General features: G+C 73.9%; 13 protein-coding genes. 3 read left to right on the forward strand and 10 right to left on the reverse strand.

Annotated elements, in window-relative coordinates; all coding sequences use genetic code 11:
• The first annotated feature begins 369 nt into the window (after positions 1-369).
• Both MXD61_RS25830 and MXD61_RS25835 read left to right on the forward strand, forming a co-directional pair.
• Positions 370-1,683, forward strand: a complete 1,314-nt coding sequence (locus MXD61_RS25830) for a hypothetical protein (RefSeq protein ID WP_248816016.1) — start codon at positions 370-372, stop codon at positions 1,681-1,683.
• A 79-nt stretch (positions 1,684-1,762) separates the two neighbouring features.
• Positions 1,763-2,668, forward strand: coding sequence for an alpha/beta fold hydrolase (locus MXD61_RS25835; protein ID WP_248816017.1), 906 nt, complete (start codon positions 1,763-1,765; stop codon positions 2,666-2,668).
• Positions 2,669-2,793: 125 nt separating this feature from the next.
• Here the strand turns inward: MXD61_RS25835 and dmpI are convergent, their stop codons facing one another.
• The 8 genes from dmpI to MXD61_RS25875 form a co-directional block, all read right to left on the reverse strand.
• Complete coding sequence (dmpI, locus tag MXD61_RS25840; protein WP_163548383.1) at positions 2,794-2,976, reverse strand: 4-oxalocrotonate tautomerase DmpI; 183 nt, start codon at positions 2,974-2,976, stop codon at positions 2,794-2,796.
• 160 nt (positions 2,977-3,136) lie between these two features.
• On the reverse strand, positions 3,137-4,069 hold the full coding sequence (locus MXD61_RS25845; protein ID WP_248816018.1) for a LysR family transcriptional regulator: 933 nt from the start codon (positions 4,067-4,069) through the stop codon (positions 3,137-3,139).
• 23 nt (positions 4,070-4,092) lie between these two features.
• A complete protein-coding gene (gene recN, locus MXD61_RS25850; protein ID WP_248816019.1) occupies positions 4,093-5,847 on the reverse strand; it encodes a DNA repair protein RecN in 1,755 nt (584 codons plus the stop codon).
• A 149-nt stretch (positions 5,848-5,996) separates the two neighbouring features.
• Positions 5,997-6,884, reverse strand: a complete 888-nt coding sequence (locus MXD61_RS25855) for an NAD kinase (protein WP_248816020.1) — start codon at positions 6,882-6,884, stop codon at positions 5,997-5,999.
• Positions 6,881-7,912 (reverse strand): TlyA family RNA methyltransferase, encoded by a 1,032-nt coding sequence (locus MXD61_RS25860; RefSeq protein WP_248816021.1) that lies wholly within the window; start codon positions 7,910-7,912, stop codon positions 6,881-6,883. Before MXD61_RS25860 ends, MXD61_RS25855 begins: the two co-directional genes overlap by 4 nt.
• Positions 7,913-7,926: 14 nt before the next feature.
• Positions 7,927-8,112 (reverse strand): hypothetical protein, encoded by a 186-nt coding sequence (locus MXD61_RS25865; RefSeq protein ID WP_163548379.1) that lies wholly within the window; start codon positions 8,110-8,112, stop codon positions 7,927-7,929.
• Between the two features lie 92 nt (positions 8,113-8,204).
• Entirely contained in the window at positions 8,205-9,323 is a 1,119-nt protein-coding gene (locus MXD61_RS25870; RefSeq protein ID WP_248816027.1) for an HAD-IIA family hydrolase, read from the reverse strand.
• A gap of 212 nt (positions 9,324-9,535) precedes the next feature.
• Positions 9,536-10,003 (reverse strand): lipopolysaccharide assembly protein LapB, encoded by a 468-nt coding sequence (locus tag MXD61_RS25875; RefSeq protein WP_163548378.1) that lies wholly within the window; start codon positions 10,001-10,003, stop codon positions 9,536-9,538.
• A gap of 231 nt (positions 10,004-10,234) precedes the next feature.
• Here MXD61_RS25875 and MXD61_RS25880 point away from each other — a divergent pair, with 231 nt between their 5' ends.
• Positions 10,235-11,620, forward strand: a complete 1,386-nt coding sequence (locus MXD61_RS25880) for a DUF1015 family protein (protein ID WP_374629578.1) — start codon at positions 10,235-10,237, stop codon at positions 11,618-11,620.
• Here MXD61_RS25880 and MXD61_RS25885 read toward each other — a convergent pair.
• Positions 11,600-12,487, reverse strand: coding sequence for a hypothetical protein (locus MXD61_RS25885; protein ID WP_248816023.1), 888 nt, complete (start codon positions 12,485-12,487; stop codon positions 11,600-11,602). The genes MXD61_RS25880 and MXD61_RS25885 overlap by 21 nt on opposite strands.
• Before the next feature lie 872 nt (positions 12,488-13,359).
• Complete coding sequence (locus tag MXD61_RS25890; RefSeq protein WP_248816024.1) at positions 13,360-14,007, reverse strand: hypothetical protein; 648 nt, start codon at positions 14,005-14,007, stop codon at positions 13,360-13,362.
• Between the last annotated feature and the right edge of the window lie 658 nt (positions 14,008-14,665).

Consider the following 14,665-nt stretch of genomic DNA (forward strand, 5'->3'; position numbering starts at 1 on the left):
CGACGCACCGATTAGCGTGTCAACCACGAAAGCCCCGGCGTTCGCCTGGGGTCCACCTCCCGCTGACATTTTTTGAATCCGCGCGGCCTCGTCATGGCGATGCGCCAGATGGCTCTTTGACGTTCCACCGGCCGTCATGATGCGGCAACCTCGCCCGCACCTTCGCACCGGCGAACCACGAACCTCCAAAACGGCGATCCGACATACCGGTGGGCCAGTACGTCGGCGCACCGGCATGTCGGATCGCCATGGAAAGAACTCCCAGAAGAACATTGAGCCGAAAGTCCCGAAATCCCGGGACCATCGGATCTGTGACCGACGGTCCCGGTCAAGTATGTCGAGTCCACACGGGTAAAAGGGGTCGCGACCATGTCCTCGCTGTTGACCTACACGCTCATCACCGACCCCGTTCCGCTGGTGACATCGCCGGCGGGCGGGTCGACGCCCTCGGTGGGCGCGGTGCACGTGCTCGCCACCAACACGCAGACGCGGGCGGTGAAGTGGCGCACCATCGACGTCCACGTGCCGGTCGGCACCGGCGCGGGTGATCTCACCACCAGTCCCGGCTCGGTCCAGGCCCGGATCGAGAACGCCGCCGGGGCGACGTTCGGCTGGCAGAGCACCGCGCAGGCGTTCCGGGCTTCGGCCAGCCCCACCGCGACCGCGCTCACGGTGGCTCCGGGTGCGTCCATTGTGCTGGTGCTGACGGACATTCCGGTCAGTACCGCCGAGGGAGCGGTGGCCCTGACCATCCAGGAGGAAGCCGCGCACGGAACCGCCCAGCCGTCCCGGCGTACCAGTGTGCTGGGACTGTTGAAGAAGGCGCCGCGGCGGCTGCCGATCCCCGATCTACCGCGTGACTTCCGGCCCGAGCGGTCCCTGGTGGCAAAGGGATCCGACGTCGTGCTGCGGTGGGAGGGCCGAGCCGATCTCACCTACACGATCGTCGGACCGGACGGCACCCCGCGGCCCGCCAGCGGTGGGCGATGGGCGCCCCCCACGGCCGACGCCCCGCAGCGGGACGCCACCTACACCCTGGTCGCCACCGACGGCACCCGCAGCTACTCCCTCACCACCACCGTCCACCTGCGCACACCCACCTTCGACGCCGTCACCGTGACCGGCGACGTGACCGTGGGCGGCGCGGTGGCGGCCACCGGCGGCGTCGACACCCCGGTGGTGCGCGGATCGGCGGACGGGAAGAAGAGTTCGATCACCTTCGTCGACACCGGCGTGAACCTCAACAACAACGACGGCGGCTGGGGCAGCCTGCACGCCGACAAGGCCGACGTCACCAGCGTGAACGCGCAATGGGTGCAGGGCCGTACCAGCGCCGACGGATACATCAGCTTCGCGGCGGACGGCGTGAACGTCAAAACCGGCGAAGCCGGCTGGGGCATTCTGCACGCCGACAAGGCCGATGTCACCGGCGTGAACGCGAAATGGGTGCAGGGCCGGGCGACGACCGACGGCTACATCACCTTCCCCGAGGACGGTGTCAATGTCAGCACCGGCGCGAAGAAATGGGGTGTCGTCCACGCCGACAAGGCTGATCTCAACGGCGTCAACACCAAGTGGGTGCAGGGCCGGAACACCACCGACGGCTGGGTCGACTTTCCCCCGCACGGCGTGTGCGTGTGGGCCAACGGGAAGCACGAGCGGGGCACCGTCAACGCCGACTAGCGCGGCGCGACCATCTTCGTCGGCCGCCGCCCGGCCGGCTCGAACCCATCGGCCCCGGGCGGCGTGAGAAGATCGGTTGGTGACGGATCGACGAGACGTGGCCACGGACGGGCAGGTGGTCTCGGCGGACGGCACGCGGATCGGGGTGCGCCGCGTCGGGGCCGGGCAGCCGGTGGTGCTGGTACATGGCTCATACGGCGGGCTGGACTCGTTCCAGGCTGTCGCCGAGGGCCTCAGCGACAGTTTTGAATGCTGGCTCATGGCCAGGCGCGGTCATGCTCCCAGTGACACGCCGAACCAGGCGAACACGTTCGCCGCCGAGGTGCACGACGTGCTGGCGGTCCTCGCCGCCGCGCACGACCGGGCGGGCACGGGCCGCCGACCGCATCTGGTCGGCGGCTCCTACGGGGCGACGCTCGCGCTGCACACCGCGCTTACCGATCCGCACGCACTCGGCGCGCTCGCACTGTTCGAGCCACCGCTGTTCGCCGCGGGGCCGGGGCTGGTGCCGGTCCTCAGCCAGTACCGGGCCCTGCTCGCCGCCGATGACCTCACCGGCGCGTCCCGGCTGTTCGCCCAGCAGGTCGCACGCGCCCCGGCGACCCTGCTGGCCGGCTCCGACGATGACGACCCGCCGGACGGCGACCCGGACGTAACCAGTACCGGGACGCGGGTCCCGGTGGACGATCGGGATCCCGCCGGTGCGGCGGTGCGGCTCCGGATCGCCCGCGCGGCGCTGCATGATCTGGAGGCGATGACCACTGACAGCGAGGATGTGACCCGGTGGTCAGCCATCGGATCACCGACTCTGGTGATCGGTGGCTCCGAGTCCTGGACGCCCCTTCCGGAGACGATGGACGCGCTCGTCGGCACCCTGTCGCAGGTGGAACAGGTGGTTCTGGCCGGGCAGAACCATTTCGTCACGGCTACCGCCCCCGACCTGGTCACGCGGGCGCTGCACCCGTTCCTGCAACGCTGCTCCTGACCGGCGGCGGCGCGGCGTGACCGGCCAGCGGGCCGCTCGGCTGATCGGTTCCTCGACCGCCACCGCTGGCCTGGCCTGGCTGGTGGCGGTCGAGGTCCGGGCCTGGTCATGGCCCCGGCGGGTGGTTACGCGTCGGCGGTGAGCGTGCCGGCGATCGCCCAGCTGTCGGTGGGCACCTCCTGGATCCACACCTGGACGGTCTCGGCGGGGAGCGCGAGGGTGTCGACGAAGGCATCGGTGATGCGCCGGACGAGCTGGCGCTTGAGTTCGATGTCGCGCGGTCCCTGCTGCACGGTGACGATCGGCATGGGGTTCTCCTGTCCTGGGACGCTTCGCCATCGGAGCGGCGGGGCGTCAGGGCGGCGGGCGCGGTCGCGCCGAGCACCGGTGACCGGTCAGGTGCGGCCGGTGTCACCAGTTCATCCCGGTCGCGGCCGTCCACAAAGACGCATTCGGAGCTGGCCGTCATCACGAATCGTGATGCCCCGCGGCGGCGCAGGCGTCCAACAGCAGCGGCAGGTACGGCGTCGGGGCGGTGGCGCGCACGCACAGGGAGGTGGGCACCGACAGTCGGGTGCCACGCGGCGTCCGGAAGGCCACCCGCGGGGCGTGCAGTCCCTGAGCGTGCGCCGCGTACAGAACCGTCCAGGTGGGGGTGCCCGCGCCGATCGCGGCCAGGGTGTCCTCGAGGGTGCTGCCGGTCAGCGGGCTCGGCACCGGCTGGAAACCGGCGTCGCGGCAGGCGTGCAGGACCAGGTCCACCAGGACGGGATTGCGTGCGCGGGGCACCAGGCGCAGCGGCAGAGCGGCCAGGTCGGCGAGCGCGACACCCGGGTCGGCCTCGGCGTCGGCACCGGTACCGAGGCCGGCACCTGCGCCGAGCTCGTGGCGGGCCGGTAGGGCGACGACCAGCGGGTCCTCCCACACCTCGATGGCCCGGCAGGCGCCGTCCACATCCGTGCCGCGCAGGAAGGTGGCGTCCAGCGTGCCGGCGGCCACCTGGTCGAGGCGCACCCGGGTCGGCGCCGCGACCAGGTCGACCTCCAGGTGCGGGGCACGCCACCGCAGCCGTTCGAGGACGGCGGCCAGCCGCTCGCCGAGACCACGGCTGGTACCCAGCCGCAGTGTTCCGGTGTACTCGCCGGCGAGCCGGGCCGCCACCGCCCGCGCCCGGTCCTGGGCGGCGAGGACCGCGCGGGCCTCGGGCAGGAAGAGCTCACCGGCGGCGGTCAGCCGCACCCCGCGGGGGGTGCGGTCGAACAGGTCGATGCCGAGTTCACGTTCGAGGCGGCGCACCTGCTGGCTGACCGCGGGCTGCCCGGTGCACAGCCGCTCGGCGGCCCGGCCGAAATGCCCTTCCTCCGCCACGGCGACGACGTAACGCAGCTGGCGCAGCTCCATGCCGGACGGTCAGCGCCGGGCGGTCAGGGTCGGGCCTTGTCGGCGGCGGCGGCGGCGAGGAGCTCCTCGGCGTGGCCGCGGGCCAGCGAGCTGTTCTCCTGGCCGGCGAGCATCCGGGACAGTTCGCGGACCCGGCCGGCATCGTCCAGGGTGATCACGCCGCTGCGGGTGACCGAACCGTCGTCGGCCTTGTGGACGACCAGGTGGCGGTCGGCGAACGCGGCGACCTGCGGCAGGTGGGTGATGCAGATGACCTGATGGGTGCGGGCGAGGCGGGCGAGGCGCCGGCCGATCTCGACGGCGGCCCGGCCGCCGACACCGGCGTCGACCTCGTCGAAGACCATGGTGGAGCCGGTGTCGGCGGCGGCGAGCACCACCTCGATCGCGAGCATCACCCGGGAGAGTTCACCGCCGGACGCGCCCTTGTGCACCGGGCGGGCCGGCGCCCCGGGATGGGGGACGAGGCGTAGTTCCACGTCGTCGACACCGGAGGGCCCGTAGGCGACGGTGCGCTCGGCGATGGGCAGCCCGGCGGGGTCGTCGCGTTGGGAGACCACGGCCTGGACCCGGGCGCGGGGCATGGCGAGGCCGGCGAGTTCGGCGGCGACAGCCGCACCGAAACGGGTGGCCGCGGCGAGACGGGCAGCGGTGATCTCGCCGGCGAGGCCGGCGAGCTCGGCGGTCAGCTCGTCACGGCGGGCGGTGAGGGACTCGGCGGACTCGGCGCTGCCGTCCAGTTCCAGCAGGCGACGCCCGGCCTGGTCGGCCCAGGCGAGGACACCGTCGATGTCGGTGCCGTGGGCGCGGGTGAGGCTGGTCAGGGCGGCCTTGCGGGCCTGGGCGTCGCCGAGACGGACCGGGTCGGCGTCGATGCCCTCGGCGTAGGAGGCGAGGTCGGCGGCGACGTCGGTGAGCAGCATCCCGATCTCGGTGAGGCGCGCGCCGAGAGCGGCGAGTTCGGGGTCGAGGTCGGCGTCGCCGTCGATGACCCGGCGGGCCACCGAGACCAGATCGGCGCCGCCCGGCTCGTCGGAGCCGGACGCCGGGTCGCTGAGCAGCGCCGCGTGCGCGGTGCGGGCGGTGCGGACCAGGGTCTCGGCGTGTTCGAGGCGGTTGAGTTCGGCGCCGAGGGTGCTGTCCTCACCGGGTTCGGGCTCCACCCGCTCCACCTCGGCGAGGCCGATCCGCAGCAGTTCGGCTTCCTGCTCACGCTCGCGGGAGCGTTCGGTGATCTCGGTGAGGGCGCGGCTGACCCGGGCGAGCTCGGCGTACACCGTGGCGTAGCGGGAGCGGGGTTTCGCGACCGTCTCACCGGCGAACCGGTCGAGCGCCTCCCGCTGGGTCGATGGACGCAGCAACCGCTGTGCCTCGGACTGCCCGTGCACGGCGATGAGGTCCTCGGCGATCTCACCGAGCAGGCTCGCCGGCACCGACCGGCCCGCCACCTGGGCCCGGGAGCGGCCTTCGGCCGTCAACGTCCGCCCGACGACGAGCACGACGCCGCCGGGGTCGTCGTCCAGGTCGCCGCCGGCTTCGCGGACCCGGGCGGCCACGCCGGAGTCGACCGGGATGACCAGGCGCCCCTCGACGAAGGCCCGTTCGACTCCCGGCCGGATCAGCCCGTAGTCGGCCCGGCCGCCGGTGAGCAGCCCCAACCCCTGGACGATCATGGTTTTGCCCGCGCCGGTCTCGCCACTTACCACGGTGAGGCCGGCGGCGAGACCGAGGGCGGCGTCGTCGATGACTCCGAGGCCGCGAATGCGAATCTCCTCGAGCACGACCCGAACTCTAGCCGCACCACCGCATTCCCCGACATCCTCACTGCCCGACACCCGCAACGCCGCACATCCTTGGCCGTCGTGCGCCCCCGTCCGCCCCCTGCGGCCCATGGCATCACCGGACGTGGCGGGTTCGACGCGGCGGGACGTCAGCGTTCGGCGCGACCCCGCCAGCCGGCCACCGGCAGGTCGAACTTGGCGACGAGCCGGTCGGTGAACGGCCGCGGATGCACCACCGCGAGGCGCACCGGCCGTCCGCCGCGGACCACCTCGACCCGCGACTGCGGCGGTACCTCGAGCAGCCGCCGGCCGTCGCAGTACAGGATGCCGGGCACCGGTTCGAGCACCTCCACGGCGACGGTGGCACTGGGCGCGAGCACCAGTGGCCGGGCGAACAGCGCGTGCGCGCTGATCGGCGCGACCAGCAGCGCCTCGACCCCGGGCCACATCACCGGCCCGCCCACGGAGAACGCGTACGCCGTCGACCCGGTCGGCGTCGCGCAGATCACCCCGTCGCAGCCCCAGCGCGACAGGGGACGCCCGTCGATCTCCAGGACGCATTCGAGCATCCGCGCCCGCTCGGCCTTCTCCAGCGACATCTCGTTGAGCGCCCAGCCGGTGTAGAGCAACGTCCCCTGCCGGCGGACGGTGACGTCGACGGTCATCCGGTCCTCGACCGTGTAGTCCTTGCGCACGACATGGTCGATGGTGGACGCGAGCGCCTCCGGTTCGGCCTCGGCGAGGAACCCGACATGCCCGAGGTTGACGCCCAGCAGCGGCACGTCGGCGGTGCGGGCGAACTCGGCGCCGCGCAGCAGACTCCCGTCCCCGCCGAGGACGACGACCAGTTCCACCCCGACGGCCGCGTCCGGGTCATGCGGGACGACCGCGGCGCCGGTGAGGTCAAGCTGCTCGGCCTCACCGCGCAGCACCCGCGGGCTGATCCCCGCCGCGGTGAGCCCCTCGATGACCTGCTGCGCGCTGTCCCGCACCACCGACCGGCGCGGATGGGTGACCAGCAGCACCTCCCGCGTCATTCGGCCGCTCCGGGACGCGCGTGGCCTGCGGGCACGGCCTGGCCGCTCGAGCCGCTCGAGCCGACCTGGCCGACCTGACCGGCTGGACCGGCCGAGCCGGCGGGACCGGTGGCGATCGCGGCGGTGAGGTCGTCCAGATCGAGGGGTGGGGCGCCGGCGGTCAGCCACAGCAGGTACTCGACGTTGCCCGCGGGCCCCGGCAGCGGACTGGCCGTGACCCCCCGCACACCCAGCCCCAGCTGCCCCGCGGCGGTGGCGACGTCACGCACGGCGGTGGCGTGCAGGCCCGGGTCGCGCACCACGCCGCCGGCGCCCAGCCGGTCCCGTCCGACCTCGAACTGTGGTTTGACCAGCAGGACCAGATCGGCGTCCGGGGTGGCGCAGGCGCGCAGCGCGGGCAGGACGAGCGTCAGCGAGATGAACGACAGGTCGCCCACCACCAGCTCGACCGGCTCGCCGACGGCCGCCGCGGTCAGCGCCCGGGCGTTGGTCCGGTCCAGCACCCGCACCCGCGGGTCGGCCTGGAGCCGCCACAGCAACTGCCCGTAGCCGACATCGACCGCCACGACGGACGCGGCCCCGTGGCGCAGCAGCACATCGGTGAACCCACCGGTGGACGCCCCCACATCCATGCACCGCCGCCCCGCCACCACCAGCACCGGCCACTCCCCCACCCCGCCAGCCACGCCACCCCTAGCGGCGTCACCTGCCACGGCGGCGCCGTCCACCTCCACCGGCTGGGACGAGCTCGGATCCACGCCCGGCCGATCGGGGTCGGCGAGCGGGGGGACGCCGAACGCCGCGAAGGCACCGAGCAGCTTGTGCGCACCGCGGGACGCCCAGCCCGGGTCGTCCCCCACGGCCAGCGCGATCGAGGTGGAGCCATCGACGACGGTCGCCGCCTTGGTCGCCGGGATGCCGCCGACGAGCACCCGGCCGGAGCTGATCGCGGCGACCGCCTGCTCCCGGCTGCGGACCATCCCACGCCGGACGAGCTCCCGGTCCAGCCGCACGCGACGCGAGGGCATGTCCGTGACCCGGTTCAGGGCGCCGGACGGGCCGCGCCGGACGCCGTCCCGCCGGAGCCGTCCAGGTCGGCGAGGGCCTCGGCCAACAGACGGTTCATCTCCTCGAAGACCTCCACGTGTGCCGACGTCGCCACGACGTCGAGGGTGTCCAGCCGGGCAAGGGCAGCCTGGATCTCGGCGGGCAGACTGTCGGTGTTCACTCTGTCAGCCTCCCGCACTTTCGGTCGCGGATGCGACGGTCCGCTCCGACAGATGGCATGCGACGTATCTCATGCCCGCGGCGTCGTGACCGTCAGCCCCGCCCGCCCGGCGCGCGCAGCCCCTCGCAGCCCGGCGGCCGCTCGTCGGCGACCCGCTGGACGGGCACCCCCGCGTCGGCCGCCGCCCACCCCGCGGCGCACGCGGCCCGCAGCCCGTCCAGCCCGTCGTCCCCCTCGGACGCACTCCCAGCCAGCCCGGACGACCAGGTCAGCGTGCCGTCCACGACAGTGGCCGTCCACCGCCCGCAGGTGGCGGCGAACCCCCCGTCCGCCGCGCCGTCCGAGACCGACGCTGGGACATCCGGTGCGGGACGGGTCGGGACGGCGACGGCGGCGGGGCGCAGCAGGCCGCGCAGGTCGTCGGCGATGTAGGTGGGACGGTGCTCGGGCGGGGCGGCGAACAGCTCGGCGGGGGTGGTCACGCCGGTGAACACCAGCAGGGTCGGTGTGCCCGAACGGGTACCGGCCTCGATGTCGGTGTCGAGGCGGTCGCCGACGATGATCGGGGTGCGGGCCCCGCTGCGGCGCATCGACTCGGCGTGCATGGCCGCCTCCGGTTTGCCGGTGACCAGGGGCATTTGGTCGGTCGCCGCCGAAAGCAGCGCGGCGATCGAGCCGTTGCCCGGCGCGATGCCCCGCTCGGTGGGGACGGTCCGGTCGGCGTTGCTGGCCACCCACCAGGCACCGGCGCGGATGGCGTAGGCGGCCTCGGCGATACGGGCGTAGGTGAGCTCGGGGTCGAAGCCCTGGACGACCGCGACCGGCTCGTCGTCGGCCCGCTCCACCGGGGTGAGCCCCTCGGCGGTGACCGCCTCGCGCAGCCCACGTCCACCGAGCACCAGCACCCGGCTGCCCGCGGCGAGTCGCCCCGCCAGGACATGCGCGGCGGCCTGGGCGGAGGTGACCACGTCGGAGGCCTGTGCCGGCACGCCGAACCCGGTCAGCCGGTCGGCGACCGCCTCCGGTGGGCGCAGCGCGTTGTTGGTGACGTACACCGTGCGCAGTCCCCGCTCGGCGGCCCGGGCGATCACGTCGGCGGCGTGGGGCACGGCGGCGCCACCACGGTTGACCACACCGTCCAGATCCATCAGCGCCACGTCGAACAGCTCGACCAGGGCCTGGTCGCTGCCCTGCAACGGGGCGCGCCCCACCCGCGCGGCCTTCCCCTTCGCGCCGTCCGACGTGTTCGTGTCGTCCGATATGCCGTCCGACCTCGTGCCGTCCGACGTGCCGTCCGACGCGATGACGGTGTCCGCTCCGACAGCCACGAATGTCTCTCCTCTGTTCGGTCCGGCGGGAAGGTCGTCCGCTGGGAAGATCGTCGGGCGGGGTCGTCCGGTGGGGTCGTCCGGTGGGAGGGTGCTCAGGCGCGGGCGAGGGCGGCGCGGGCTCCGCGCAGCGCGACGCCGTAGTGGCTGATGTCCGGACGCATCGCCACGGCCAGGGCCAGATGCTCCACCGCGGCCCGCAGATCGCCAAGCTTGCGGGCCGACAGGCCCAGGCCGAACTGGGCGTAGTCGTCGGTGGGATGGCGATCGACGATCCAGGCGAAGGTCTCGCGGGCCGCCACGTACTGCCCGGCGCTGAACTGGGCCCGGCCAAGCGCCTCCCGCACACTCGGGGACGCCGGCTCCGCCGCGACCGCGTGCGCGAGCAGCTGCACGGCGGCGTTCGCATCGCCGTGGCCGAGCAGCGCCATCCCCCGGGTGTACCAGTCGTAGACCTCGCCGGCGGGGCCCGAACGGGCCCCCTCGGGGGGTGCGTGGCCACGCTCGACGCCCGCGAGGGGATCGTCCGGTCCGTGTGTCGGGCGGCTGGTGTCGTCAGCCATTTCCACCTCCACGACGTAGGCGTTCACCGTCCGGCGATCCGCTGGCAGACCCGTCCCTGCGGACCAACACCGCCGCACGCACGGGCACTCCCGGACGCCCCCACCGGCCCGTGGTCCAGGGCCCGATCCCCAGTGTCGCCGCACGTCGTCCCCCAGACCCCCGGATCGGATAATGATCACTTTCGTGGCGTGACCGCGGTCTGCCCCGCGGTGACCGCCGGCGGTTCTAGCATGCGGCTCATGGTGAACGCCGACGCCCACGGACCCAACCCAGGTGTGCCACCCGCATCCGACCCCGCGCCACCGGCAGCCGTGCCACCGGCAGCCGCGCCGGGGCCGGCCTCCGTCCCGGAGCCGGCGGGTCTTGTCCTGGCGCCGATCCGGGCGGCCAGGTTCGACGTGGACGGGGCGGCCCTGGCCGCCCGCACCTCACCGCCCTACGACATCATCGACGAGGCCGAACGGGCCCGGCTCTGGGCCAGCGACGAGCACAACGTGGTACGGCTGATCCTGCCCGGCGACGACTACCCGGCCGCCGCCGCCACGCTGCGCGACTGGCTCGCCTCGGGGGTGCTGCGCCGCGACGAACGGCCAGCGGTGTACATCTGCGAGGAGGAGCAGGACGGGCATGTCCAGCGTGGTCTGATCGGCGCGGTCGCCCTCGCCGATCCGGCGGCCGGGATCATCCTGCCGCACGAGAACACGATGGCCGGCCCGGTCGCGGACCGGCTGGCCCTGACCCAGGCCACCGAGGCCAACCTCGAGCCGATCTTCCTGCTGTACGCGGGTGGCGGCCAGACCAGTCGGCTGGTGGCCACGGTCGTCACGACCACCCCGACCGTCGAGACCACCACCGACGACGGTGTCACCCACCGGCTGTGGCTGGTGGACGACCCGGCGACCCTCGACGCCGTCGCCGCGGACCTGCTACCCCGGCGAGCCGTCATCGCCGACGGTCACCACCGCTACGCCACCTACCGGCAGTACCAGGCGCAGCGGCACGCCGCCGGCGACGGTCCCGGCCCCTGGGACTTCGGGCTCGCGTTCCTCGTGGATGCCACCGTCTCCGGCCCGCGGGTACACGCGATCCACCGTTCGATCGGTGCGCTGCCCCTGGCCGAAGCCGTCCGCCGCGCCAGCGCGGCCTTCACCGTCCGTCCACTCACCGCACCGCCCGCCGCCAGCGGTGCCACCGCCGACGGGGACTGGCTGCTCGCGGAACTGGCCGCGGCCGGACGGCACGGGCCCGCCTTCGTGCTCACCGACGGCGCCACGTCCCACCTGCTCACCGCACCCGACCCGGCGCTGCTCGCGCGCAGCCTGCCCGCCGACCGTTCCGAGGCCTTCCGACGCCTCGACGTGACCATCGCCCACCTCGCCCTGATCGTGGACGTGTGGGGTCTGCCCGACACGGTGGATGTCGTCGACTACCACCATGACGTGCCCGCGGCGATCGCGGCCGCGTCCGCGTCCGGCGGCACCGCCCTGCTGCTCAACCCGACCCCGGTCGAGGACGTCACCGCCGTGGCGCAGGCGGGTGAACGGATGCCGCGCAAGTCGACCCTGTTCACCCCCAAGCCCCGCACCGGCCTGCTGCTACGCCCGCTCGTCTCCTGAGGTCCCCGCCTGCGGCGTCTCCCGCGTGCCGGCGGCCGGCGCCTGCGGTGCGTCGACCGCTACCGACCCGCCGTCCTCACCGTCCTCGTCGTCGTCGTCCTCGAAGCCTTCGTCGTCCGACGCGGCGAGATCCTCGAGCAGGCTCGCCTGCGCGTCTTCGGCGTCGAGCTCCCCGTCGAGGTCCTCGTCCTGCGGCAAAAGCTCACCGGTGGTGATGAAGTACGCCCGGGCGGCCGCGTCGGTCTCGCCCTCGTCGATGGCCGCGGTGGACGTGAACCAGCGGGCCGCCTCCTCGTCCCGTCCGGCCGCGAGCAGCGCCTCGGCGTAGGCGTACCAGAGGCGGGGGGCCCACGGCGGCGGCGTGCCCCTGACGTTGGCCAGATCCCGCAGCAGCAGCACGGCGGCGTCCGGCTGACCGAGGTCACGACGGGCGCCGGAAACCACGATCAGCAGCTCCGCGCGGGCCGCCGGGTCGAGGCTTTCGGCCTGGGGATCGCGAAGATAGGCGATCGCCCGGTCAGCCCGGCCAAGACCTCGTTCGCTGTCCGCCATGAGCGGCAGGTTGTGGGCCGAGCCATCGATCCGCCTGGCCGCCCGCAGTTCGAGCAGGGCGGTGGCGTACTCCCCCGCGTGGTAGGCCGCGATACCGACGGCTTCCCGGACTGCCGCGAGTCGCGGCACCCGGTCGGCCGCTGCCCGGGCATGGTTGAGCGCCGTGGCCGGATCGTCGTCGAGCAGCAGAGCCGTCGCGACGAGATGCCGGGCGATCGTGTCCGCCAGACTGGACGGCAGACCACGCAACGACCGTCGGACGTCCTGGTCGAGCAGGTCCGCACGGGCCTCCTCCGGCAGCGGCGGCGTGACCACCCGCGGCCGCCGGCTACCCCCCTCGGGCCGCTCCGGCCGACCCGGCCGATCCCCACGATCCGGCCGGGACGGGCGATCCCCACGATCCGGCCGAACCGGCCGGGACGGGCGATCCGAACGCGCCGACCGATCAGGTCGAGCGGCGCTGTCCGGACGAGCCGGCCTGTCGGACCGGAAGGGCCGATCCGGACGCGACGAACTGTCAGGCCGGGCCGAGGGCTCGGGGCGAGACGTCCGAGCATCGCCGTGGGGACGTCCCGAGCCCGCCCGTTCGGACCATCCGTCGCGACGCGGAGCTGCCTCCCGCGCGGGCCCGGAGGACCGCTCCGGGCGCGGCGACCACTCCGGGCGTGCCGGGCGATCCGAGCGAGGCGCCGTGCGGTCTGGCCGGTCATAGCCACGGTCGGGACGCGCCGTTGAGCGCTCCGGCCGGTCCGTGGACCGGTCGGGCCGAGACGAGGTCCGCTCCGGGCGCACCGACCACGGGGGCCGAGCCGAACCTTCGCCGCGGTCCGAGCGAGCGCCATCGTCGCGACGCGGCGGACGTGATGTGCGGACCTCCGCCTGCTCGGCCCGGTGGCTCCCACCCGCGGACGGCCCCGATGGCCGCTGCCACCGGTTGGTCGACTCGGAGCGGTCACGATCCGCACCTGGTGGACGCCGATCCGCGGCCGGTCGCGCGCCGCGCTCGTCCCGTGCGGACGTCGAGAAGCGACCATCCTGACCACCACGCGTACCGCGTCGGTCGCCGTCCCCCGAGAACGATCTCCCAGCCGACGCCGCCGGCTGAACCCGGTCCGTGCGACGCGCGCGCCACGCCGCCTCCGCGGCCAGCTTGGTGCGACCACCGGCCGCCGCCGGCCTGCCCGGGCTCACGCCAGCGGCACGATCATGCGGGACGCGCGTGTCGCCCGCCCCACGGTCACGGCGATCCACCGGGCCCCGGGCCCGCTCGGGCCGGTCGGGCCGGTCGGCCCGCTCGGCCCGGTCAAAGCGTGCGGGCCGGTCGGGTCGGGCCTGGCCGCCGTTGGGCGGACCCTGCCATCTGCCCCGATCGGTCTGTGGGCGCCCAGCTCCGCCTGCGCTCGGACGACCCGCACCGGTGGCCTCTGGACGACCTCCGCCGCTGCGGTCCCCGCGGTCACCTCGGGCACCGCGGTCCGTCCAGGCAGGACGATCCGGGTTACCAGCGCCCGAGGGGGCGCCGCCCGAGCCTGAGCGAGCCGGGCCACCACGGGCTGTCGACTCGAACCGGCGAACCTGCGCGGGACGTGCCCGACCAGCCCCGCCCGCCGCATCCGCTCGCCCGCCAGCGCGGGGGGCACCCGACCAGCTGCCCGCTCCACGAGCACCGGCCCCACGCACGGCGTCGCCACCGCGGCCTGATGCGCCCGCGGCGCCGCCGCGCGCAGGCCGCCCGGAACTCCCACCGTCCCGGCCGGACCAGCCGCCGCGGCGCTGACCTCCGTCCGGTCGCCCGGACCCGCTGGCCCCGGCGGACCGTCTCCGGTCGCCCCCATCAGCTGCTTCGTCCCTTGCCATGAACGGTTGTTCCCCTTCGTTTACCCGCCACCACTGGTCTGCCGCCCGCACCACCGCAGGTACCGCACACCCCAGACATCTACCCGCGCGATCACCCGCGCACCCGTCGTACCCGCGCCGCGGAGCCCACCAGGCCCACGGCTTCCTTCCACCGGACGACGACCGGATCTACAGTACGGGGACGGTCAAGCCGGTCCCCATCACGGTCATCCCCGTCATCCCCATCCGCGTCCCCGCGATCCAACCGACCGCGCAGCGCAACTGCGTCTCACACCGGCCCGCCCGCTCGACTCCGATCCGCTGCGATCCGCTCCCCACGGCAGCGCCGTGCGGTAAGCGGCGGAGGTTCGCGACTGCCGATGCCGAGGGTTGTTCGAGGATGCCGGTGTTCCCACACCGAACAGTCCTCGGCACCCGACCGCCTACCCCTCGGCACCCGAGCACGGCCGCCTCGGACCGCTACCTGCGGACCTGTGAACGTTCCGCCGACCCACCTGTCTGTCGCCGCGGAGGCCGCAGAGGACAGCGCTACCACTCCGCGCCCACTCCTCCGACCCCGCCCACAAAAGAAAAAGGGCCGGCGGCAGACAAGCCGACAGCCCACACCCCACCCATCCACACCCGGAAACAGGTGTG

Source organism: Frankia sp. AgPm24 (assembly GCF_023243055.1).
Classification (GTDB): Bacteria; Actinomycetota; Actinomycetes; order Frankiales; family Frankiaceae; genus Frankia; species Frankia umida.